The sequence below is a fragment of the Acinetobacter sp. LoGeW2-3 genome, from assembly GCF_002688565.1.
Lineage (GTDB): Bacteria > Pseudomonadota > Gammaproteobacteria > Pseudomonadales > Moraxellaceae > Acinetobacter.
The window spans coordinates 167,760-190,218 of record NZ_CP024011.1 but is presented as its reverse complement, the minus strand read 5'-3'; the positions used below and the strand labels follow the sequence as shown (position 1 = coordinate 190,218).

Below are 22,459 nucleotides of genomic sequence, written 5' to 3'. Positions count from 1 at the left end.
CACAAAGAAAGCTCCCGCTCCCTGAGCGAGTTTAAAGCACTGCTTTAAACGAAGCGTAAGAGAGGGCTGGGGTGAGGGTATAGTTTTAAATTAAAATACTATTTACTACTTGCCCTAGAAGAATTTTAGATTGAAGAAAATAAATCACTTCTTCAACTTACCTAACAATCCCTTCGGTAATTTATCCGTTGCAAAACCATACAACGCAGCAAAAGGCAGAGCAGTACGCGCCAAATAAGCCACACGCCATAAACCGCCATGATTCGCACCAAACATCATCAGCTCTAAAGGATGATTGAGTTTTACATTAGGATTGGCGACTGACTCAGTATTACGCAGGTCATGAATCCAAAGGGCAGCCATAACCGCATTGGTGGTTTCTGGTGCAAAAGCTTCTACATCAAACAGGCTAGCACCGTTAAATGCAGCTTTTAATAACGGATTCTTGGTCACTGAATAAGTCGTCGTCGAAGGTGCAATATTGATGCTGACACGCTGACCATTGGCACGTGCTAGCGTTGCACGCCATTGCTGGATGCGTTTAGCTAATGCATAATTTGGACCTTGCTCAACCACCAAACAGTCGCAAACACCATAAGACTTGTCGCCAACCTTGAACAGATCCTGCTCATTCTTCTGGAAAAAGTGCTTGTGTGAAATCAGTGAAATACCTTTGGTTAACGTACTTTCAATTTTGGAAAGATGTTGATATTTGCTTTGTGAAGCTTGAACCACTTCTTCAGGAACTGCGTACACATCCGTTGGGGTACACATATACATCAGGCTAGTATTGGCTTTTTGCTCACTGACATATTTCATAATGGCATCCATTGCCATAGAAACACGTACGTGCTTTTCACCGTCCAGATAGGCAATCGCAGCCAGATCCAGATCCTGTTTGAACTGAATCAGCCATTGGGCAATTTCAGGAATTTGGGTGAGCAGGTTAGCCCCTAGTTTTTCTTTTAAAATGTCTAGTGAAGTATCAGCTGGCAGCGCTTCAACTGATGGTGCATATAAAGTCGCATTACCTTGACTCACCGTATCCAGAATCTTGCCCCAGACACGGGTATTCGGCAGGTCAATCGCGACAATATTGGCTTTCCATTTAGACAGCCAGGTTAGTGGGCCTGCTTCAGAAGCAGCCCCAAATAGAACAGTGGTACGATCAGATAGGTCAAACCATTCCGGATGGGCAATACATTCACGCAAGGCATTGGCATGACTTGGCTCGACAATGCCGCGTTCTTCCCAAGACTGGATCTGATCCAGTAATGCTTGTCCTTGCAGCTTTTTACCATGGTAAGGTACATACCATTCTGGGGGTTTGTCAGACTGATCTTTCAGCTGGAAAGTATTCAGGTTCTGCGCAGGCAGAGACATCACATCTTTTAGCAGATGCTTCTGACCATCACGGTAAAACTCAAAGCTGCAATGCGCCGTTTCTAAACCTTGCTTAGCAATGCTGAGTGCTGCACCTTGAGAGCGCAGTCCATCTTCAACCAAATGCTTGAAGTGAACCGGATATTGCTTACGCCAGTTTTTTTCCTGTTGCGCTGCGGTGGCATGCACAGGATCAACTGCGCCTAAGGCTTCAGAAATGATGTTACGGCCGATTTTCGATGTGCTTGGTTTTTGTTGTGGATTGGAAATGGGGAATTGAAGACCGTCTAGGGAAGTGGACATGCAAAATATCTCGCGATTTACAGCAATTAATATACAGATGTAAACATTATCGCTGCAAAATTTAGTCCAAGGTTGGCAATATATGACATCCTGACTTTGGAAATTATTACGAGATGTTTCAAGTAAAAGGGAAACACACAGTTTCCTTTTCATTACTTGTTTAAAATTTAATTTGCATTAGCTTTGATAATGATTAAAAAAGGGATAGTAACTATCCCTTGATGAATCAAAGAATTTAGAAAGGAAGTTGCGCCAGTTTATTCAGGAAATGTGGAATCAGTCGAGGTTCCAGGATAATGGTCATAATCACACCATAAGCCGCACCCCAAAGGTGGGCACTGTGATTGATATTGCTATTACCGCGTTTGCCAGACCAAACACTATATGCCACATAAAGCACCGCAAAAATAATCGCTGGTACTGGAATAAAGAATACAAAAATCAGTTTCCACGGCTCAAACAGGATATAGGCAAACAGCACTGCCGATACTGCGCCTGAAGCACCTAGGCTGGCCCAACGTGGATTATTTTTATTTTGAAGATAACTCGGAACAATCGCGGCAATCAGACCACCTAAGTAGAACAAAACAAAGCCCAGATCATAAAGGTACTGGCGGTAAAAGCTCTCAATAATGCTGCCAAAGAAAAACAGCGTAATCATATTGAACAGTAGATGTGTGCCATCGGCATGAATAAAGCCATGCGAAATGAAACGGTCATACTGGCCACGCTGAATCGCTGGTGGCCAGAAAATCAGACGGTTCATGACCTGTTCTTTGGAAAATGCGATAAAGGAGATAATGCAGGTAATCAGAATAAGGGTAACGGTATGATTAAAGGGTAAATGCAACATATCTGGCAGTTCTAATTCTGAAGTGGTGATACTCAATCTTGCCATTATTCTGACATTTAGGTAGTACTTTTATAATAAATCCGACAATTTTAGTTGAAATTTTAAATTTACCCCGCATCTTCAGTTAAAATAGCAGCTTCAGCTTGAGGAAATTATTGTTATGTCGACTGAGAACAGCAGCACTGCAGTTACAGAAGAAATTCCAAATCTATTGATTACACCGACTGCACAAGAGTATTTAAAGGATCTACTGGAAAAGCAAAATACACCAGGTATTGGTGTACGTGTTTTTGTGGAAAATCCGGGTACACCGCGCGCTGAATGTTGCATGGCTTATAGTGCACCAGATGAAGTTGTACCGACAGATTACAAACAGGATTATCCAGAATTCCCTGCGTACATCGATAGACCGTCTATTCCTTATTTGCTGGATGCAGTGATTGATTACAACAAAGACCGTTTTGGTGGTCAGCTAACTTTCCGTGCACCAAACTCTAAAGTGCCACGTGTGGGCCCTGATGCATCTGTAGAAGAGCGTATTACTTACGTACTTCAGTCAGAAATCAACCCAGGCCTAGCAGGTCACGGTGGTAACTGTGCATTGGTAGAAGTGAAAGAAAACCCTGAACATGGTTTAACAGCGGTTCTTAAGTTTGGTGGCGGTTGCCAAGGTTGTTCAGCAATTGATATCACCCTAAAACAAGGTGTGGAAACAACGCTGAAACAGCATATTCCTGAATTGGCACACGTGGTTGACCAAACTGACCACAGCCAGTCAGAAGGCGCCTACATGAAATAAGCATCACTGCATTATTTCCAAAAAAGCCCAGAATGATCTGGGCTTTTTAATGCATTTATTTTAACTTTAAGATATCTAAAGTTTGATTTGAATAATAAAATTTTTCTAAGTACAGACGAGCACGTGTGCGTAAATAACCTTGAGAAATCATCTGTTGAATTACAGGAACCAGTAATTCATTCAACTCATGCTGAATCAGGGATTCATCAATATTTAGGTCACGAAGCAGTAGATCAAACGTATGTTCTTGATTGCGTACATACCAGGCATGTACGCCGTCATGTACCTGTTGTTGGAGATAATCAGTCTGGCGAATATGGTCCCAGACCTCATGGCCTAAATTCACCGTCTGATTCAGATCTTGCACTTCAATATAGTTCTTCAATACAGACAGTGGCATATCTTTGATTTTGTGCCAAAGATTCGCCTGAAAGTGATACAGTTTTTCATCATCAAAATGCTGGTTTAGAATATTTTCACTGAGCTGACCCAACTTCAGAATATTCTTTTGCAGGTATTTGGCAATAGTATTGTCCAGACTGGTATCGGTGACATTTTCCAGTACAGACTTGCCCATTTTCATAAAGCGGGAAACGCCCGGTACACTCTTGGCAATCACCGAATTATCCAGATAATCCTGAATTGAATGCTGGATCAATTGGCTGATCATGGCAGAGAAGGCGGGATTATTCACCACTTTCTTGATCAGGCGCTGACGATGACCACTTTTACTTGCGACATACTGAGCAATCTTATCAATGGTCAGTACAGGAATCACATCGGCAATCTTGGTATTGTCATTTGCAGGGTGGACCAGAGCAAAACGGATATGTTCTGCAATCTGTTCAATCAGAAAAGAGCTGGCTGCTGTGCCTAATATTTGTTTTTGCAATAGCAGGTTAATTTGCATCGGACTCCACAGATCTTTCAGGGTCTGTTTGCGGAACCAGAGATAAAAGGTCTGAAACTCATTTTGAATCGTTTCAGATTGAGCAAATGACTGATCTAGAAAGTCAAGCTGAGCTTCGATCAATTGCTCAATCATCGGGTGTTTCTGCATATTGATTCTAAAAGTTAATTTAAAGGGATGAGTTTATCAGCAAGTGGATTTTTTAGGGTCTGTGTCTTTGCAAGAAAAGGTAAATAATACTGTGCAACCTGTCTTTCTGCTTCAAGAATCGGTATATGACCGACATTGTTCAGGATCACTGGTGTTTCGGCACGTTTAAATAGGGAGTGCAGCTCTTTAGCCACTTCAACATTAATAATACGATCCTGCTTACCCCATAAAATCAACGTTGGTGCTTCTACAGTACGGGTCAAACGAGCAAATGTTTCCGGCGTGTAGATCCGGCTCAGCATGACAATTTGATCAATAGCTTTGCTGGTCTGCTCGGAACGGGAAATCAGCAGTTTTTCCTGGGCATGTTTTAACTGATCTGAGAGAGCAGGCGGATGCTGCATCAGTTTATGACTGACATCTTCCAGATCTCCCGGTTTGCTTACAATCAGGTTCTTTAAAGCATATGGATCACGAGTATAGCGCGTATTGGCGTTTTTATAGATTCCGGCACTATTCAGTAAGAACAGGCTTTGCGTATCGAAAGGATATTGAGAAGCATAAACTGTGGCAATCGACCCCCCTAGAGAATGTCCAGCAACATGCAGATTCTCATTGACATCCAAAGCTTCCAGAAAGATACGCAGTTGAGAGGTTACATTCGGTACTGAGAAATCAAAATCTGCAGGTGTACGGGTGTCACCATTATTGGGTAAATCGGGAACGATCACATGATAATAAGGGGTAAGAAACCGTGCGACACGATTCCAGTCGTCTTTGGTGCCCGCCAGACCATGAATCAGTAAAATAGACGGTTTATTGACATTCCCGCCCTCGTTATAGCTCCAGGAAATATGACCGACTTTCAGTGTTTTGCTTTTCAGACCCGCCTGTAGCCGTTCCTGAACCAGATACTGGCTAAGAATATTATTACTTGGCTGAGCACGCGTAGGAAAACTGACTTGGGCCTGACTTAGTGTGCTGAAGCTTGGGGCTAATATTAGAGTCATGGCGCAGAGTAATTTTGAGCGCTTTATTAATTTTCTTATCATGGCGTCACATTCCTTGTCTTGCATCCAGTGTACTGTTCAAAACAGTTTTATCCTGAAGCAAATCCACCTTGTTCGGATAAAATTATAGAGTTATTTCTATTGTAAATAATTGTGAAGTAATGTCACCAATAAGTTATTCGCATAAGTGAAAAAAAATCAGTTTTCATGTGAACTCTGATCATAAATTGAAATATTAGTGTGATGCAGGTCCACTGATAGAAATTTAGACAAGCTGATTTTTTGCAAGTGACATTCATAAATCAGAGGATTAAGATATTGCAACTTAAAACAACGGTGGTAAACACGAATGCTCACAGCTCAGGAAGCTATAGAACGTCTTAAAAAGGGTAACCAACGCTTTGTCAACGGTGAAACGCAGCATTTAAAATTATTATCGCATCAGCAACGTGCTGAAATGGCAGAAAGTCAGGAACCATTTGCTATTGTTTTAGGATGTTCAGATTCACGTGTGCCAGCAGAAATGGTATTTGACCAAGGTTTGGGTGATCTGTTTGTCATTCGCGTAGCAGGGAATATTGTCGCGCCGTCTCAGGTTGGTAGTGTTGAGTTTGCTGCAGAAAGCTTTGGTTGTCCTGTAGTCATTGTTTTAGGTCATACACATTGTGGCGCAATTCATTCTACGATTGAAGCACTGACCAATCCGGCAACTCCGCCATCTGCAAATCTGATGTCAATTGTTAACCGTGTACGTCCATCAGTTGAAATTCTGATGCAGACTGAACTGAAGGATGACCTGAACAAACTGTCTAAGCATGCAGTACGTTCGAATGTATTTGCTTCTGTGAACCAGTTACGTCATGGTTCAGCAGTACTGGAAAATCTCATTGCACAAGGCAAATTACTGGTGGTGGGTGCTGAATACTCACTGGAAACTGGTGAAGTCACCTTTTTTGATTTCTAATTTGAATTTTAAGAATGAATGATATTAAAGGCGCCTTAGAGGGCGCCTTTAATATATGGATAAGCATTATTTAACAGGATACTTTGTGCCTTGGCATTTGGATGTACCAGATCCTGTTGCATCAAGTTTTTATTTCCTGCCACCCCATTCAAAAAGAATGGTAACAATTTCACTTTATATTGCTGGCTCACCACCTTGTAATTATTTTCAAAAGCTTTTGTATAACTTTGACCATAATTTGGCGGCATTTTCATGCCAAAAAGAATGACTTTTGCTTTGGCTTTCTGACTTTGCTGAACCAGATTTGCCAGATTTTTCTGAATCATCTGTGGCGGCTGACCACGTAGGCCATCATTACCACCCAGTTCAATAACGACAATATGTGGCTTATGGGTCTGGAGCAGTTTAGGCAGACGTGCCAGTGCACCGCTGGTGGTTTCGCCGCTTACACTTGCATTGACCACTTTATACTGTTTCGGATACTGTTGGTTTAAACGTTTTTGCAACAGATTGACCCAACCCTGTTCAGGTTGAATACCATAACCCGCACTTAAGCTGTCACCCAGAATCATAATGGTCTTTGCTGAAACCAGCACCGGCATCAGGCACAGGCCAAACAGTGCTAAGCTGCGGAATAAATAAGACTTTAGAATTTGAATATTCAGATGCATAGGAAAAGTATGATTCAAGATCGCCAGAAAGCTACCATCATGCCACAGCCAATAATTTCTGCTCAACAATTGACACAAAAGATACAACTATCACAAAAACAGTTGACGATTTTTGAGGACCTCAATCTGGAGATTCTGGCTGGAGAACAGGTGGCGATTACAGGACGATCCGGCTCTGGAAAATCCACCTTACTGGGCATACTGGCAACCCTGGATCAGGCCAGTTCAGGTCAGTTACAGGTCTGTGGCGAATCCATTACTGAAATGAATGAAGAACAGCGAGCCAAGGTCAGACTGGAAAATATCGGTTTTGTATTTCAGTCTTTTCAGCTGTTGCCACATCTGACTGCATTAGAAAATGTGATGTTGCCCTTGCGTTTACAGCCAAACTTCAATTATGCCGCAGCTGAACAAAAAGCGTTGAATCTGTTGCAAAGAGTAGGGCTGGACCGTCAGGCCCAGCAAACCCCTAAAGTGCTTTCTGGCGGGGAACAGCAACGTGTTGCGATTGCCCGTGCTTTGGTGAGTGAGCCAAAAATTATTTTTGCTGATGAACCGACTGGAAATCTGGATGGGGAGACCGCCAAGGAAATTGAACAGCTGTTATTTCAGTTAAACCATGAATTGGGTACCACTTTAATTCTCGTGACCCATGACCAGAAACTGGCACAACTATGCCAGCGTCATTTTGAGTTAAGCAATGGTCAGTTGACTGAACATGTGAATGGAGGATGATATGAACCTCTTCCGTCCTTTACTGACTCAAAGTTTTAAGACTACGGGCATTTATCTGCTAATCATTGCTTTGACCCTAGCAATTAGCGCGACCACAGCGCTTAAGTTCAGTAATGAGCAGATTCAGAATGCCGTGGCATTGCAAGCAGCGGAAATGCTGGCTGGAGATCTGCTGCTTAGTAATAATGAGCCAATCGAAGATACCTGGCGTGAAAAGGCTGATCAGCTGGGTTTGCAGCAATCGGAGGTTACTGTATTTGGCAGTATGGCACATACCAATGACGAATTTGTCATGGTCAATGTCAAAGCCATTGATTCATCTTTCCCTTTGAGAGGAGATTTGCGGGTCAAACCCGAAGCGAAACAGCTAAAACCGGGTGAAATCTGGCTCAGTCAGCGTGCCATGGATCTGCTCAAAGTTAAAGTGGGGGATCAGGTCAATATTGCCGATGCCTCATTCAAGATTACTGCCGTGATTGACTATGACTCTAATCAGGAATTAGGCTTCTCGGGTTTCTCACCGACCGTAATTATCTCTCAGGCAGATGTGGCACGAACCAATGCGATTCAGGTCGGTAGCCGGATTGATTATCGTCTGCTCATGGCAGGTGATCCGGACAGTGTTCAAACCTATCAAAAAGACTTTAAGAAGATTGTTAAACCGGGTGTGGATACAGAAGCTGAGGAACAACAGTTTGAGGAGCAGAATAGTCTGCGTCTAAGAAATGCCAGTGAAAGCAATACCCGTTTGATGAAGCCGATTGCTAATCTGGATACCTTTTTGCAGTTGGCAAATATTTTGACCATCTTGCTTTGTGGTATCGCGATTGCCTTAACCGCACAGCGCTATGTACAGCAGAATCAGGATCATATTGCGTTAATGCGTTGTATCGGCGCGACGAAACAGCAAATTCTGGCGGCTTATCTGGCATTACTTGGACTGGTACTGGCAATCGCGATGCTCATAGGCACCATTGTTGGCATCAGTTTAGGTTATGCTTTGCTGCAACTCATGTTACAGCTGATTCCACATCTGCAGCTGCAATTCTCGGCGATGGCAATGCTATCAGGTCCATTGCCGATTGCGATGCTGACCAGTGCTGTGGTATTGCTTGGTTTTGTGCTGCCAAGTTTGTGGCAACTACTCAATACTGCACCAATCCGGGTTATCCGTCAGGAAGAAAAATCCGTACATTCCATGTTGTGGATGCTGGTGAGTGGGACACTGAGCCTGATTATTTTCAGTGTGGTGCTCACCGAGAATATTGTATTAACGGCTTGGGTGATTGGCGCCATTATTCTGCTTTGTGCTGTGCTGTATCTCACCGTATGGGGATTGCTGAAAGTCCTGCGTAATACAAAATCCCGGATTTCCGCTTATGTACGGACACCGTATCAGACTGCGTTACAGATCACCGCTTTGGCACTGGGCCTGAGTCTGATTACTGTATTAGCCGTATTGCGTACCGATCTGCTGGAACGCTGGCAACAGCAGTTACCAGAAGGTACACCGAACCAGTTTGTCTATGGTTTGCCGCCTTTTGAGATGCCGCAGTTGAGGGCCGAGTTAGAGCAAAATGGCTGGAACAGTACGCCGCTATATCCGAATATTCGTGGCCGTCTGATTGCCAAGAATGATCAGCCATTTGCTGCAGAGTTAGTCAAGAAGAGTAATACACTACGCCGTGAACTGAACCTGACCCAGACCGATCAGTATCCACAAGATAATGTGATTTTAACTGGCGAAGCGCAATTGAAACAGCCGGGAGAAGTTTCAGTTGAAGCCACGACTGCGGAAGAACTGGGAATCAAGATTGGAGATAAGCTGACGTTTAGCTTACCTGAGGGACCACTAGAAGCCAAAGTGGTGAATCTGCGTAGTGTGGAGTGGGAAAGCTTTAGTCCGAATTTCTTCTTTATCTTTACTCCGAATACCATGGATGCCAATGCCGGTAGTTATCTGGGCAGTTTCTATGTGCCGGAACAGGAACGACCAAAACTGGTTCAGCTGATCCAGCAGTTTTCTAATACGGTCTTTATCGATGTCAGCCTGATTCTGAACGAGATCAAGCGTATTGTGAATGTACTGGTGCAGATCGTGACGATCTTGGCCTTACTGGTGAGTGTGGCCGGAATACTGGTTCTGATTGCCTGTCTGAATCTGCTCATGGATGAACGCAAGCGGGAGGTGGCTTTACTTCGCTCATTCGGAAGTTCCAAGCAAAAATTGAAAACCATGCTCAGTGTGGAAATTGGTTTTATTGGTCTATGTGCCGGAATTGTATCTTGTCTATTTGCTGAAGTGATTAGCGCCGTCGCCAGTTACCGCATGGAATTGCCGATTCAGCCACATTGGGAAATCTGGCTGATTCTACCGATCTTTATGACGTTGCTTTGTGCCTTGATTGGTCGCTATCGATTGAGTTATCTCAGTGATATTCCACCGTTGCAAAGTCTGCGTGAGTTGAATCAATAAGACCTAGGAAGATGCGTCAGTTACAGCTTTAACTGCTGACGCATCATCTCCAGAATTTCCTGCCAGAGTGGCTCAATAGGCTCAATAAGAGCAAGGTTATATTGATAGAGTCCATAACAGGCAGCGAGGGTGGCTATGAGAGCGATCAATTGAATGAAATTAGCACGTTGTAATTTTTGTCCGGCATACCACAGTGCTGCCAGCACAGCGCCCATAATCATCCCGCCTATATGTGCAGCATTATTGATGCCGGCAATCATAAAGCCCATAAACAGGTTGATCCCCATCACCATCAGCAAGGTTTTTTTATCAAGGATAAAGCGCTGGCGTGGAAGAATTGGCAGAATCGATAAGATCGTCAACGCGCCACCTAAGCCCATCACTGCACCTGAGGCACCAGCACTCACGCTCGGTAAAAGCCCCGGATTGGCGACACCGCCTTCAATTAAGGCATAACTATCCTGAATATTCATATAACCGCTGAACAGACTGCCCATCAGTCCAGCACAGAGATAAAGACCAACGAAATACCAGCGTCCAAACAGCTGTTCTGAGACGCTACCAAAAATATACAGCGCCCACATGTTCAACATTAAATGAATCAGGCCAAAATGAAAAAACATGCTGCTGAACACGCGAATGGGTTCCGCCAGATAAGTCAAAGGTGCATAATCAGCACCCCAGCGGATAGCATCTTGCGTACTCGGATGACTGGCATCGGTGCCGGTCAGAATCTGCCAGACAAATAATCCGACATTCACTGCAATCAATACTGCAGTAAACCACCAGGCGTGGACGTCCAGTTTACGGTGAATGGAAGGAGGTGCGTATTCAGACATGCTATTCTTGCGCTGTATGAGATATTTCAAATAAGCTTAACACGAAAAATGACATCTTCAGGAGTAACACACTGACATGAAAGCTTTTCTGATCCGAGTATTCTTGCTGCTGTTCAGTGTGGTGTTATGCATTCAACTCTGGATCTTTGCCAGTCTGGCTTGGTGGCGTTTCAATCCGGTCAATACCACCATGATGATGCGACTTGATTACTGGACTGAACCCTCTAAACCGATTCAGCATCAATGGCGTCCTTATGACGAGATTAGTACCAATCTGAAAAAAGCAGTGGTGACTGCGGAAGATGGCAAATTTGTACATCACCATGGTTTTGACTGGGATGGGATTCAGACGGCTTTGAGCCGGAATAAAGAGCAGGGTAAAGTAGTTGCAGGTGGTTCTACTATTTCCCAGCAGCTAGCAAAAAATCTGTTCCTGTTTAATAAACGTTCTTTTCTGCGTAAAGGTCAGGAAGCAGTTGCCACTTGGATGATGGAACGCATGTGGTCGAAACAACGGATCCTTGAGGTGTATTTGAACTCAATTGAGTTTGGTCATCATATTTACGGGGTAGAAGCAGCAGCCAAGCATTATTTTGGTAAAACTTCGAAAAGTCTGACTCGGGAAGAAGCTATTTTCTTGGCGGCGATTTTAACCAATCCGAAATATTTTGAGGAAAATCGTAATGCTTCTGCCTTGAAAGCACGTAAGCGCATGATCCAGCGTTATATGCGTTATGCAGAATTACCTTAATGGTAAAGATTGGTTATAAAAAATCACCATAAAGCCCGAGAATTCGGGCTTTTTTTATGAAATTGTCATAAATTTAAAGCATACTGATACTATTGACTCAGGCTTTAAAAAGATTAAAAGGTTCGATATGAATACGGCAGCCAGCAGCCCTTCAGTACAGACTGAATATACTTATAATGACCGTTACATTAACCGGGAACTGTCTATTCTGGACTTTCATTTGCGTGTCCTGGAACAGGCTGTCGATCCTTTGCATCCACTACTTGAACGCATGAATTTTCTGCTGATTTTCTCACGTAATCTGGATGAGTTTTTTGAGATTCGTGTTGCGGGTGTCATGGAACAGCTGGATCTGGGCAATGAAAGCCGCAGTCCGGATGGTTTAACGCCGAAACAGGTGCTGGATCAGATTTCCAAAACTGCACATGCCGCGATTGAACGTCAGTACCGAATTTTAAATGAAGAAATTCTGCCTAAACTGCGTGAAGAAGATATCTGTTTTCTGCGCCGTGGTGAACTGACGCCAGCACAGTCGCAATGGGTGAAAAAATATTTCCAGGAACAGGTAGCACCGGTCTTAACGCCGATTAGTCTAGATCCTGCTCATCCATTCCCACGTTTAGTGAATAAATCCCTGAACTTTATTGTGACGCTAGAAGGGAAGGACGCTTTTGGTCGTCAGATCGACCTAGCTGTTGTTCCTGCACCGCGTTCATTGCCACGTGTAGTGCGTTTGCCGGATGAACTAACGGGTGGGAAAGAACATCATGTCATGCTTTCAGCCATTATCCATGAACATGTCTCCGACTTGTTCCCGGGTATGACTGCAACCGGATGCTATCAGTTCCGCGTGACCCGTAATGCTGATTTGGCTTTAAACGAAGATGTCGAAGATCTGGCGATTGCCTTAAAAGGTGAGTTGAACTCACGCCGTTTTGGTCGTGCAGTACGTCTGGAAGTCACTGAAAATTGTCCTCAGCATATTTATGAATACTTGCTGGAAGAGTTCGATCTTGAACATGAGCAGCTGTATAAAGTTGCCGGTCCAGTAAACCTGGCACGTCTGCTGTCGAATTTTAAACGTCCTCATTTGCGTTATGACTCGCATACGCCAATCGTACCCAAGGTCTTAAAGAAATCTGAAAATATCTTCAGCGCGATGCAGAAACAGGACATTCTGCTGCATCATCCCTATGAATCTTTCTCACCAGTGATTTCATTGCTGCGTGAGGCTGCACGTGATCCACAAGTGCTGGCGATCAAACAGACTTTATATCGTAGCGGTGCGGACTCGGAAATTGTCCAGGTACTGGCAGAAGCAGCACGAAATGGTAAGGAAGTCACTGCAGTCATCGAACTGCGTGCGCGTTTTGATGAGGAATCGAATATCGCCGTAGCCAATGTCCTGCAAGAAGCAGGGGCAGTAGTGGTGTATGGCATCGTTGGCTATAAGACCCATGCCAAAATGATTCTGGTCGTACGCCGCGAAAATAACAAGCTAGTGCGCTATGTCCATCTTGGTACCGGGAACTATCACGCTGGCAATGCGCGCATCTATACCGATTATGGCCTGCTAACTACCGATAAAGAGCTATGTGAAGATGTGCACCGGATCTTCCAGGAATTGACTGGTATGGGCAAAATGGCCAAGCTGAAAAAGCTGCTACATGCGCCATTTACCTTGCAAGCCCAGCTGGTAAATTACATCGACAATGAAATTGCCAATGCTAAAGAAGGTAAGAAGGCGCAGATCATTGTCAAAGTGAATGCGCTGACTGAACTGCAGCTGATCAATAAGCTGTATGAAGCATCACAGGCGGGTGTGCAGATTGACCTGATTATTCGTTCGATTTGCTGTCTGCGTCCAGGTTTGCCGGGCTTGTCGGAAAATATCCGGGTACGTTCCATCGTCGGTCGTTTCCTGGAACATACCCGCGTGTATTACTTTAGCAATAATGGCAATTCCCGTATTTATTGCTCGAGTGCCGACTGGATGGACCGTAACCTGTTTAACCGGGTTGAAGCCTGCTTCCCGATTGAAGATGAAGCGCTGAAGAAACGCATCTATCAGCAGGGCTTATTGAATTACCTGAAAGATAATCAGCAAGCCTGGTTGCTACAAAGTGATGGAACTTGGATTCGTGCACAACCTGCAGAAGGTGAACAACCACATAATGCACAGCGTGTGTTACTGGAAACGATTAAATAAGTACTGAATCTTAAAAAAAGAGGCTGGAAATCCAGCCTTTTTTCTATCTTAAATTTTCAGTTCTAAAAATAAAAAGGAGCCTGATAGCTCCTTTTTAAGTCAGCAATATGATGATTAGTGCTGTGCGATTTTTTGCAGGATTGGTAGTAGTACATCAAATTCGCTTTGCAGCGGAGTACTTTTGCGTGTCACCAGTGCCAGAGTACGGCTTGGTGCAGCAGCAATCTGTTTTACCTGAAGATCAGGATTGGCTTTAATCATGTTGGTATGCAGTGCAATTTCAGGCAACAGGGTAAAACCAAGATTCGAAGACACCATCTCGATTAAGGTCGGCAATGAACTTGCTTTTAGACGGTGATCATTCTTACGTTCACCAATCGGGCATGCACTTAAAGCATGATCACGTAGACAATGACCTTCTTCCAGTAACATTAAACGAGAAAGATCCAAATCTTCTAATGAATGGGCATTCGCTGCATTCTGATCTGACTTGTGGTGTACCACATACAGATTTTCTTTCACAATCTCAGCAACTTTCAGGCTGCGAGTGTCAAAAGGTAGCGCCAGCACAACCATATCCAGGTTGCCATGCTCAAGTTTTTCGACAATCTTTTCACTTTGTGCTTCGTGCAGATGCAGCTGAATTTTCGGTAACTGCTTATGCACTTCATCGAGTAATTGCGACAAAATGAACGGCGCAATGGTCGGAATCACACCTAAGTGCAAATCACCTGTCAAAGGTTCACTCATCTCACGACTTAAACGCATTAAGTCCTGAGCATCAGCCAGTAGAACACGGGCGCGTGCAACCACTTGTTCTCCGAGGGGAGTCAAGCGTACATTCTGGCGATCACGTTCAACAAGAACGCCACCGAGTAAACGCTCCAACTCCATGATCCCGCCCGACAGGGTGGACTGGGTCACAAATGAACGACGGGCAGCTTCTGTAAAATGCAGCGTCTCAGACAGTGTTACGAGATATGACAGCTGTCTTAGGGATGGTAATGCAGCCATAGTGTCCTAATTTTATGATTTAAAATGATCAGCAAATAATTCGCTAAGATATGGAATAAAATGCGGTGGGATATCATGCCCCATTCCATCAATTAATTCAAATTTAGCACCAGATATTGCTTTCGCAACAGCCTTACCATGGCCGGGTGGCAGCAAGCGATCTTGAGAACCATGTACCACAAGCGTCTCATGTCGGATTTGCTTATCCAGTTGCAGCAACGAGCCCGTACATAATATTGCTAAAAACTGTTGAAGTACACCCGCTGGGTAATAACTTCGATTATATAATTTACGAGCGGTCTGCATTGCCTCAAGTTGGTTGATATAACCAGGTGAGCCAATGATGTTAAACAGTTTCAAACTATGGTCGACAATACCATCTTCATCATGTGAAGCGGGTTTGCCAATCAGGCTAAAAAGTTGTTTTGGAAATGGTGGGGGTAATAAGGGTTGATTGTTACTGGTAAATAGCAAGGCCAGCTTTTTTACTTTTTCAGGATAACGTGCTGCCAGAATCTGGGCAATCATACCGCCCATCGAAGCACCGAGGACATACACTTCATCCAGTTCCATTTTATCAATCAACAGACTGACATCGTCGGCCATGTCGTACAGGGTATAAGGCGCACCCTGATTCCCCAGACCTAACACGAAGCGACCCATCAGTTTCAGGGTATTCAGTCGTGGACCTTTATGATGAACTTTTGAAGATAAGCCGATATCGCGATTATCAAAACGAATGACCCGGAAACCTTGGTCGATAAATGATTTACAGAAAAAGTCTGGCCAATATAGCATCTGTGCACCCAGACCCATAATCAGTAACAGGGTCGGGCGATTCTCCTGACCACCCACTTCGACATGCAATTCAATCCCATTGCCAAGATCAATCTTGGTTTCATGCATGAATGCCGTATATGGAGATGGTAATAGACTCGATTGCACATGACTATTCATGTTAAGTTCCCTATAAAAGGACATTCTGTACTGTACAAAGAATGTCCTTTGTATTTAAACCTTAAACTGATACAGGAATCAAGTCAGGAACCTGCTTAGTCAAAGTAAGACGTTGTTTCCCTGCTGTCGCCCCTAAGAGCACAAAACCGCGTAAAGTTCCTTCAGCATCTGTAGCTTTGGCAATCATGCCATCTTCAAATTCTTCGGTGTCCCAAGTTACATCAACATTCGCTGGTGCAGGCAGTACAGTCAGTGGTGCTGCAGGAGTTTTTACTGCGACTGGCATCGCTGGGTAATGGACTGCTGTAGTTTCACCATTTAAGGTCTTAGCCAGCGCACGAGCCTGCTGCATAATCGGCATCACATAAGGCAATAAAGTTCCATTAACTTCAGCACAGTCACCGACAGCAAAAATATCCGCCAGATTAGTTTCTAACTGGCTATTGGTCAGAATACCGCGACCGATCTGTATACCAGCTTCTTTCGCAACTGATGCATTTGGCTGTAAGCCCACCGCAGACAGAACTACATCAGCAATGACAGACTGACCATTGGCTAAAGTTACCAGATAGTCACCATTTTCAACTTTAGAGACTTTCTCAACAGTTGTACCTAATACAAAGTTGATACCCGTTTCTTCCAGATTTTGCTGAAAAGCATCTGCAACGTGTGCTGGCAGTAAACGCGCTAAAGGTTGCGGTGCCAGGTCAATGACAGTTACCTGATGACCGGTGTTTTGCAGGTCATTGGCAAATTCACAGCCAATCAGGCCTGCACCTAAAATTACCACGCGCTTATCTTCACGTTTTTCCAGACTGGCACGGAAAGCTTTATAGTCAGTCAGGTTGTTGACCACATGAATGTCATCACTGCCATCACCGGAAATGGCCAGACGAACTGGCTGTGCACCCACCGCAAGAACCAGTTTTGAATACATCTGTTTATGCTCAGCCTGATCTTTTACAACAGTCAGTTCATGTGCAACCGCATCAATGGTTTTGACCCAGCTATGTGTTTCAATACGCATATTTAACTGAGCCGCCATTTTTGCAGCATCGCCTAAGGCAATATTTTCAGGTGCTTTTTTGCCCACTAAAGCATTGGAAAGTGTCGGTTTCGCGTAGTTGGTCGCATCATCGGCACAAATCATAACTAGTTCATGGTCTGGATTAAGCTTGCGAAATTCGCGTGCGACAGCATAGCCTGCCATACCTGAACCAATAATGACGATAGGGTGCATATTTAACTCCATGCTTTTTTATAGATTGTAGAAGGGCATAAAAAAAGACCACTCAATATGGCCTTTGTCTGAGCGAAATCAGATTTCGATCATTTCAAAATCGACTTTAGAAACGCCACAGTCTGGGCAAGTCCAGTCATCTGGAATATCTTCCCACTTGGTGCCAGGTACGATACCGTCCTGCGGCCAGCCTTCAGCTTCGTCGTAAATCCATCCACAAACGATGCATTGATATTTTTTCATGTAACTCTCCAAAAACCAGCGAATATTGGAGCTGGCTCAATAATCCTAAACAGGCAAGACTCTAATAATATGGCATTTAACAGCGGACATATTTGGCTAAATTTTTACGCAGTTCTGTCCGGAAAGTAAAGTAGATAACAGTTTAAACAGCGAAATTAAAAGCAGAATAGTGATACAGGCCAGAAAATGTCATTTAATCAAGCTTTTTATTGATTTAAATCTGCTGGAACAAGATTCTATTTCTACAAATAAACGAGAGCTTATTTTTTTTCTGACGATGAATGAAATAAAAAAATATTTTCCTGTAGGGTGGAGGATTATGGTTTTAAACCATCTATTAAAATTTTTATGAAAAATCCCTGTTATAAATAGCTGAAATAAAAATAAATACTAAAATGTCAAGACAGGTGGCGCTGAAATAGTACTCAATTTTCCCTATCCTTTAGTCGTAATTAAGTTTAAAATTCGCCTGTTCCTTTTTCTTATCTAACGATCTCCCATGAGCAATATGTCTACTTCATTGTGGTCTCACATTCGTACTGTCCAGGATTTTCCAAAGCCGGGTATTTGTTTCTTTGACTTAACCCCACTTTTCATGAATAACATTGGTCCATTAACTGATGCTTTGATTGCGAGCATTCCTGCTGAAAAACTGGCAGAAGTAGATAGCTTTATTGCTGTTGAAGCACGTGGCTTTGTATTGGCTAGCCTGTTGGCGCAGCGTACTGGCAAAGGCCTATTATTGGTTCGTAAGGCGGGTAAATTACCACCTCCAGTGGTTGGCGTGGGTTATAGCTTGGAATACGGCCTGGACCGTCTGGAAATGTCTGCTGAAGTTCAATCACAAAAAGTAATTATTGTAGACGACGTACTGGCAACTGGCGGTACATTGAAAGCTGTGAATGAGCTGGCGAAGAAATGCAATCACGAAGTTCTAGGTGCAAGCATTTTCCTTGATTTACCTGATTTGCATGGTGATCTTGGTCTGAATATCTGGTCTGTATTAGATGACAAATCTAAGCCTGAAGCTAATGCAGCTTAAGCGTAAAAGATGAATAAAAAGCCCTGCTCAATGTGGGGCTTTTTTATAACTGTCAGTTTTATATGATGTAGTTATTATGAAGAAGCTGTTCAATTTGCAGAATCAGCGGATTGATCTTTTCAGGATGTTCCAGTCGATGATGACCACCAGCAACAGCTTCTACCTGCATATAATCTTCCAGTTGTGACTGCACTGCATGCATGTCCAGCATTTCATCACCTAGTTCAATATAGGCAAATTGTGGAATGTCATGCTGTAAATCATCATCACAAATCGCCGGATAGTCTTCACGGAAATTCGGGTTCAGGCTTGGATTGGCAATCACACAAGGAATATGGTGTTGTTGTGACATTTTTAGTGCCCAATAGCCACCCAGACTATGTCCAACCAGAATGTCTGGCTGAATCTTCTCAATAATTTCGCTATAAAATTCAGCTACAGTCACATAATTGAGGTTGCGATAATCCACATCGATGCAATATTTTTGTTCTGCATCAATGGCATGGAATTTAGTCGATTCTTTTGAAGAATCAAGTCCATGAATAAATAGGATTTTTGAAGTGCATTGGCTCATTAGGGTCGTCGTATTCGTTCGTTTTATGGTCCCGCAATGATTTGCGTCAGAGTGCATTGTAGAACTTCTAGAAAAGGAATGAAGTTAGCATTTGGTCTAAAGACTTTAGTCCAAGCAGACCTTAGTCAAAAAGAATGAGAGCTTCTGTAAAGGAATTGATATTAAAACGTTATTTTTTGATTAATTGGTCAATAAAAATTGCGGATCTCTAGGCTGGTAAGCCGTTGCAGGCTTTGCCTAAAAGTGTAATTTACGAGTTCCTAAGATATTTGAAAAGAAAAGCGAGTACAGATGCTGCTTGACGCTACGATTTAACTGCAAAATCTGCTATTGTATGCACCTTCTATTTTTTAACTAATCTTATTCGAGGCAGAGATGACGCAAACTAACGCTCAATCGACTTCTGAACAAATCATTTCCGAAAACGATTTAATTGCACAGCGTCATGCCAAGTTAAAGCAAATCGAAGATCACGCCAAGGAAAGCGGTAAGAGCCCGTGGCCGAATACCTTCAAGCGCGAGCACTATGCGCAAGATCTTCAAGATCAGTTCGCTGACCAATCAAAAGAAGAAATTGAATCAGGCGAACACGTTCATGTAAAAGTTGCGGGTCGTGTGATGTTGAACCGTGGTTCATTCATCGTGATCCAAGACATGACTGGCCGTATTCAGCTTTATGTTCCTCGTAAAGAATTAGATGCTGAAGTCCTTGCAACGATCAAAGGTCTAGACCTAGGCGATATCATTGCCGTTGAAGGTTATATCGGTCGTTCTGGTAAAGGCGATCTGTATGTTCACATCGAACAATTTGAATTATTAACTAAATCACTTCGTCCACTTCCAGACAAGTTTCACGGCTTGACAGATACAGAAGTGAAGTATCGTAAGCGTTATCTTGACCTGATCGTGAACGAAGAAACACGTAAGACTTTTGAAATTCGCGCGAAAGTAGTTGCTGGTATCCGTAACTTCCTGACTGAAAAACGTTATATGGAAGTGGAAACACCAATGATGCATGTAATTCCAGGTGGTGCTTCTGCGCGTCCATTTGAAACGCATCACAATGCATTAGATATGCCATTGTTCTTGCGTATTGCACCTGAGCTTTATTTGAAACGTCTGGTTGTCGGCGGTTTTGAGCGTGTGTTCGAGATTAACCGTAACTTCCGTAACGAAGGTGTTTCAACTCGTCATAACCCAGAATTCACTATGATCGAGTTCTACCAGGCGTATGCGGATTACAAAGACCTGATGGAACTGACTGAGCAAATGCTGGAAAAACTGGCACTGGATATTCTGGGTACAACTGATGTGCCTTATGGCGAAGAAGTATTTAGCTTCAAAGGTCCATTCAAGAAAATTTCAATGTTTGATGCGATTCTTGAGCACAATCCACAGTTCACGCCTGAAAATGTTGGTGACCGTGAATTCCTGGCGAAATATGTTCAGGAAGAGCTGAAAGAACAGGTAAAACCAGGTTTTGGTCTGGGCAAACTGCAAACCATCGTGTTTGAAGAAACTGTAGAAACTAAACTACGTCAGCCAACATTCATTACTGAATATCCAGCGGAAACTTCTCCACTGGCTCGTCGTAATGATGACAATCCACACATCACTGACCGTTTTGAATTTTTTATCGGTGGTCGTGAGCTGGCAAATGGCTTCTCAGAATTAAATGACCCGATCGACCAAGCTGAACGTTTTCAGGCACAGGTTGCTGAGAAAGATGCGGGTGATGATGAAGCAATGCACTACGATGCAGATTTCATTGAAGCACTGGAATACGGCTTACCTCCAACAGCAGGTGAGGGTATCGGTATTGACCGTCTGGTAATGATCTTTGCTAATGCACCAAGTATCCGTGACGTAATTCTGTTCCCACATATGCGTCATAAACACGCTTAAGTGTTAGAAAAAACCCGCACATGTTGCGGGTTTTTTATTGGCTGCTTTTTACTACATAAGCAAAACATTGTTAAAGGACAGTCTGGGCTAGAATAGTTTTTTATAAAAATTGCAGACAAAAAAAACGCAATGATTGGGGTTGTCATTGCGTAGAAAAAGGAAAAACTTGTTGCAAGTCAAACTGTGGAGAATGTTTCTTGCTGCTTCCTGAATATGTTTTCATATTAAAACTGCATTCCTATTTTTACATTGGTAAACGTGTAAAGAGCTGTTAACTAAAGTAAGTATTTCTACGTTTGTGTGACAGAAAAAACCAAATATGGACCAACTATGTAGAAAATCGACAAAAAAAGCCCTTCATGTGAAGGGCTTTTTAAGATTTATTCAATAATTAGAAGTGGAACACACCGAGTGCGGTTTTCACTTCATCTAAAGTCGCTTGTGTAATATCACGGCATTTATCTGTACCAGTTTTCAATACATCCATGATGTAGTCAGGATCTTTAGACAATTCCATACGACGCTCGCGGATTGGACCGATCAATTCTTTTAGAATACCTTCAAGACGTTTTTTCACTGTACCATCACCCAAACCACCACGGCGGTAGTGTGCTTTCAGTTCTTCCAGTTCTTCTTTATTGGTATCGAATGCATCGAGATAAGTAAATACCACGTTACCTTCAACCTGACCTGGATCTTCAATACGTAGGTGGTTCGGATCCGTGTACATCGCATTCACTGCTTTCTTGATGTCTTTGTCAGATGCATCTAGCACAATGGTGTTGCCTAAAGATTTAGACATTTTCGCCTTGCCGTCAAAACCAGGTAGACGACCAACATTAGACAATAATGCTTTACATTCAGGAAGCAGCTCACGACCGACTTGACGGTTCAGACGACGAACGATTTCGTTGGTCTGTTCGATCATTGGAATCTGATCTTCACCGACTGGAACTACAGTCGCTTTAAATGCAGTAATATCTGCTGCTTGCGCTACTGGATAGCACAAGAAACCTGCTGGAATATCACGCTCGAAGCCACGCATCTGAATTTCAGATTTAATGGTTGGGTTACGCTCAAGACGGGAAACAGTCACGAAGTTGAGGTAAAGCATGGTCAGTTCATTCAGCGCAGGCAAGCAAGACTGAACACAAATGGTGGTTTTAGTCGGATCAATACCCACTGCAAGATAATCTGTTGCCACTTCAATAATATTACGACGTACTTTTTCGAAGTTGTCCGCATTGTCTGTCAGGGCCTGCGCATCCGCCAACAAAAGATGTTGATGGTGAGAATCCTGTAAACCTACGCGAGAGCGTAATGAACCAACAAAGTGACCGAGGTGAAGTTGTCCGGTAGGACGGTCGCCAGTCAAGATCACTGGACGATTATCTTGATTACTCATTATCTATTCCAAAACAGTAGTCGTAC

General features: G+C 43.3%; 20 protein-coding genes. 8 read left to right on the top strand and 12 right to left on the bottom strand.

Annotated features, from left to right (window positions below; translation table 11 throughout):
* Positions 1-144 precede the first annotated feature (144 nt).
* Together BS636_RS00940 and BS636_RS00935 are read right to left on the bottom strand one after the other, a co-directional pair.
* Complete coding sequence (locus BS636_RS00940) at positions 145-1,686, bottom strand: hypothetical protein (RefSeq protein WP_099337104.1); 1,542 nt, start codon at positions 1,684-1,686, stop codon at positions 145-147.
* A gap of 235 nt (positions 1,687-1,921) precedes the next feature.
* Positions 1,922-2,539: a rhomboid family intramembrane serine protease gene (locus tag BS636_RS00935; RefSeq protein ID WP_099339564.1), complete on the bottom strand. Its 618-nt coding sequence runs from the start codon at positions 2,537-2,539 to the stop codon at positions 1,922-1,924.
* A gap of 160 nt (positions 2,540-2,699) precedes the next feature.
* On the opposite strand from BS636_RS00935, the gene nfuA reads away from it, so the two are divergent.
* A complete protein-coding gene (gene nfuA, locus BS636_RS00930) occupies positions 2,700-3,338 on the top strand; it encodes a Fe-S biogenesis protein NfuA (protein WP_099337103.1) in 639 nt (212 codons plus the stop codon).
* A gap of 55 nt (positions 3,339-3,393) precedes the next feature.
* Here the strand turns inward: nfuA and BS636_RS00925 are convergent, their stop codons facing one another.
* Both BS636_RS00925 and BS636_RS00920 read right to left on the bottom strand, forming a co-directional pair.
* On the bottom strand, positions 3,394-4,398 hold the full coding sequence (locus BS636_RS00925; protein WP_099337102.1) for a hypothetical protein: 1,005 nt from the start codon (positions 4,396-4,398) through the stop codon (positions 3,394-3,396).
* Positions 4,399-4,412: 14 nt separating this feature from the next.
* Positions 4,413-5,450 carry an alpha/beta fold hydrolase gene (locus tag BS636_RS00920; protein WP_004893456.1) on the bottom strand — a complete coding sequence of 346 codons (1,038 nt, stop codon included), beginning with the start codon at positions 5,448-5,450 and terminating at the stop codon, positions 4,413-4,415.
* A gap of 307 nt (positions 5,451-5,757) precedes the next feature.
* Between BS636_RS00920 and BS636_RS00915 the strand changes: the two genes are divergently transcribed.
* Positions 5,758-6,372 carry a carbonic anhydrase gene (locus tag BS636_RS00915; protein ID WP_004810892.1) on the top strand — a complete coding sequence of 205 codons (615 nt, stop codon included), beginning with the start codon at positions 5,758-5,760 and terminating at the stop codon, positions 6,370-6,372.
* Between the two features lie 35 nt (positions 6,373-6,407).
* Here the strand turns inward: BS636_RS00915 and BS636_RS00910 are convergent, their stop codons facing one another.
* Positions 6,408-6,974 (bottom strand): arylesterase, encoded by a 567-nt coding sequence (locus BS636_RS00910; RefSeq protein WP_416202908.1) that lies wholly within the window; start codon positions 6,972-6,974, stop codon positions 6,408-6,410.
* A gap of 78 nt (positions 6,975-7,052) precedes the next feature.
* On the opposite strand from BS636_RS00910, the gene BS636_RS00905 reads away from it, so the two are divergent.
* Both BS636_RS00905 and BS636_RS00900 read left to right on the top strand, forming a co-directional pair.
* Positions 7,053-7,778: an ABC transporter ATP-binding protein gene (locus BS636_RS00905; RefSeq protein WP_004893459.1), complete on the top strand. Its 726-nt coding sequence runs from the start codon at positions 7,053-7,055 to the stop codon at positions 7,776-7,778.
* 1 nt (position 7,779) lies between these two features.
* Positions 7,780-10,254, top strand: a complete 2,475-nt coding sequence (locus BS636_RS00900) for an ABC transporter permease (RefSeq protein ID WP_099337100.1) — start codon at positions 7,780-7,782, stop codon at positions 10,252-10,254.
* Positions 10,255-10,274: 20 nt separating this feature from the next.
* On the opposite strand, the gene BS636_RS00895 is transcribed toward BS636_RS00900, so the two are convergent.
* Entirely contained in the window at positions 10,275-11,093 is an 819-nt protein-coding gene (locus tag BS636_RS00895; RefSeq protein ID WP_099337099.1) for a rhomboid family intramembrane serine protease, read from the bottom strand.
* Positions 11,094-11,169: 76 nt separating this feature from the next.
* Between BS636_RS00895 and mtgA the strand changes: the two genes are divergently transcribed.
* A complete protein-coding gene (gene mtgA / locus BS636_RS00890) occupies positions 11,170-11,844 on the top strand; it encodes a monofunctional biosynthetic peptidoglycan transglycosylase (protein WP_099337098.1) in 675 nt (224 codons plus the stop codon).
* Positions 11,845-11,971: 127 nt separating this feature from the next.
* Positions 11,972-14,053: a polyphosphate kinase 1 gene (gene ppk1 / locus BS636_RS00885; RefSeq protein WP_099337097.1), complete on the top strand. Its 2,082-nt coding sequence runs from the start codon at positions 11,972-11,974 to the stop codon at positions 14,051-14,053.
* 114 nt (positions 14,054-14,167) lie between these two features.
* Here the strand turns inward: ppk1 and oxyR are convergent, their stop codons facing one another.
* From oxyR to rubA, 4 genes are all read right to left on the bottom strand, one after another.
* Entirely contained in the window at positions 14,168-15,067 is a 900-nt protein-coding gene (oxyR, locus tag BS636_RS00880; RefSeq protein WP_099337096.1) for a LysR family transcriptional regulator OxyR, read from the bottom strand.
* A gap of 12 nt (positions 15,068-15,079) precedes the next feature.
* Complete coding sequence (gene estB, locus BS636_RS00875; protein WP_099337095.1) at positions 15,080-16,024, bottom strand: esterase EstB; 945 nt, start codon at positions 16,022-16,024, stop codon at positions 15,080-15,082.
* A gap of 61 nt (positions 16,025-16,085) precedes the next feature.
* Complete coding sequence (locus BS636_RS00870) at positions 16,086-17,264, bottom strand: NAD(P)/FAD-dependent oxidoreductase (RefSeq protein ID WP_099337094.1); 1,179 nt, start codon at positions 17,262-17,264, stop codon at positions 16,086-16,088.
* A gap of 78 nt (positions 17,265-17,342) precedes the next feature.
* Positions 17,343-17,507, bottom strand: a complete 165-nt coding sequence (rubA, locus tag BS636_RS00865; protein ID WP_004783011.1) for a rubredoxin RubA — start codon at positions 17,505-17,507, stop codon at positions 17,343-17,345.
* A 499-nt stretch (positions 17,508-18,006) separates the two neighbouring features.
* Between rubA and BS636_RS00860 the strand changes: the two genes are divergently transcribed.
* A complete protein-coding gene (locus tag BS636_RS00860; protein ID WP_099337093.1) occupies positions 18,007-18,549 on the top strand; it encodes an adenine phosphoribosyltransferase in 543 nt (180 codons plus the stop codon).
* 58 nt (positions 18,550-18,607) lie between these two features.
* Here BS636_RS00860 and BS636_RS00855 read toward each other — a convergent pair whose 3' ends face one another.
* The gene (locus BS636_RS00855; RefSeq protein WP_099337092.1) at positions 18,608-19,123 is read right to left on the bottom strand and encodes a YqiA/YcfP family alpha/beta fold hydrolase; all 516 of its coding nucleotides are present in this window, start codon (positions 19,121-19,123) and stop codon (positions 18,608-18,610) included.
* Positions 19,124-19,498: 375 nt separating this feature from the next.
* Here BS636_RS00855 and lysS point away from each other — a divergent pair, with 375 nt between their 5' ends.
* Positions 19,499-21,028: a lysine--tRNA ligase gene (lysS, locus tag BS636_RS00850; protein ID WP_099337091.1), complete on the top strand. Its 1,530-nt coding sequence runs from the start codon at positions 19,499-19,501 to the stop codon at positions 21,026-21,028.
* A gap of 391 nt (positions 21,029-21,419) precedes the next feature.
* On the opposite strand, the gene trpS is transcribed toward lysS, so the two are convergent.
* Entirely contained in the window at positions 21,420-22,433 is a 1,014-nt protein-coding gene (gene trpS / locus BS636_RS00845; RefSeq protein ID WP_071319960.1) for a tryptophan--tRNA ligase, read from the bottom strand.
* Positions 22,434-22,459 lie beyond the last annotated feature (26 nt).

What these genes read in the sequence shown, in the direction of transcription:
- oxyR (WP_099337096.1), bottom strand. Translation starts at nt 15,067, where the DNA reads ATGGCTGCATTACCATCCCTAAGACAGCTGTCATATCTCGTAACACTG.
- BS636_RS00935 (WP_099339564.1), bottom strand. Translation starts at nt 2,539, where the DNA reads ATGTTGCATTTACCCTTTAATCATACCGTTACCCTTATTCTGATTACC.
- BS636_RS00920 (WP_004893456.1), bottom strand. Translation starts at nt 5,450, where the DNA reads ATGATAAGAAAATTAATAAAGCGCTCAAAATTACTCTGCGCCATGACT.
- BS636_RS00895 (WP_099337099.1), bottom strand. Translation starts at nt 11,093, where the DNA reads ATGTCTGAATACGCACCTCCTTCCATTCACCGTAAACTGGACGTCCAC.
- BS636_RS00855 (WP_099337092.1), bottom strand. Translation starts at nt 19,123, where the DNA reads ATGAGCCAATGCACTTCAAAAATCCTATTTATTCATGGACTTGATTCT.
- trpS (WP_071319960.1), bottom strand. Translation starts at nt 22,433, where the DNA reads ATGAGTAATCAAGATAATCGTCCAGTGATCTTGACTGGCGACCGTCCT.
- BS636_RS00940 (WP_099337104.1), bottom strand. Translation starts at nt 1,686, where the DNA reads ATGTCCACTTCCCTAGACGGTCTTCAATTCCCCATTTCCAATCCACAA.
- BS636_RS00860 (WP_099337093.1), top strand. Translation starts at nt 18,007, where the DNA reads ATGAGCAATATGTCTACTTCATTGTGGTCTCACATTCGTACTGTCCAG.
- BS636_RS00910 (WP_416202908.1), bottom strand. Translation starts at nt 6,974, where the DNA reads ATGCCGGTGCTGGTTTCAGCAAAGACCATTATGATTCTGGGTGACAGC.
- BS636_RS00915 (WP_004810892.1), top strand. Translation starts at nt 5,758, where the DNA reads ATGCTCACAGCTCAGGAAGCTATAGAACGTCTTAAAAAGGGTAACCAA.
- lysS (WP_099337091.1), top strand. Translation starts at nt 19,499, where the DNA reads ATGACGCAAACTAACGCTCAATCGACTTCTGAACAAATCATTTCCGAA.
- estB (WP_099337095.1), bottom strand. Translation starts at nt 16,024, where the DNA reads ATGAATAGTCATGTGCAATCGAGTCTATTACCATCTCCATATACGGCA.
- BS636_RS00905 (WP_004893459.1), top strand. Translation starts at nt 7,053, where the DNA reads ATGATTCAAGATCGCCAGAAAGCTACCATCATGCCACAGCCAATAATT.
- BS636_RS00925 (WP_099337102.1), bottom strand. Translation starts at nt 4,398, where the DNA reads ATGCAGAAACACCCGATGATTGAGCAATTGATCGAAGCTCAGCTTGAC.
- BS636_RS00900 (WP_099337100.1), top strand. Translation starts at nt 7,780, where the DNA reads ATGAACCTCTTCCGTCCTTTACTGACTCAAAGTTTTAAGACTACGGGC.
- nfuA (WP_099337103.1), top strand. Translation starts at nt 2,700, where the DNA reads ATGTCGACTGAGAACAGCAGCACTGCAGTTACAGAAGAAATTCCAAAT.
- mtgA (WP_099337098.1), top strand. Translation starts at nt 11,170, where the DNA reads ATGAAAGCTTTTCTGATCCGAGTATTCTTGCTGCTGTTCAGTGTGGTG.
- BS636_RS00870 (WP_099337094.1), bottom strand. Translation starts at nt 17,264, where the DNA reads ATGCACCCTATCGTCATTATTGGTTCAGGTATGGCAGGCTATGCTGTC.
- ppk1 (WP_099337097.1), top strand. Translation starts at nt 11,972, where the DNA reads ATGAATACGGCAGCCAGCAGCCCTTCAGTACAGACTGAATATACTTAT.
- rubA (WP_004783011.1), bottom strand. Translation starts at nt 17,507, where the DNA reads ATGAAAAAATATCAATGCATCGTTTGTGGATGGATTTACGACGAAGCT.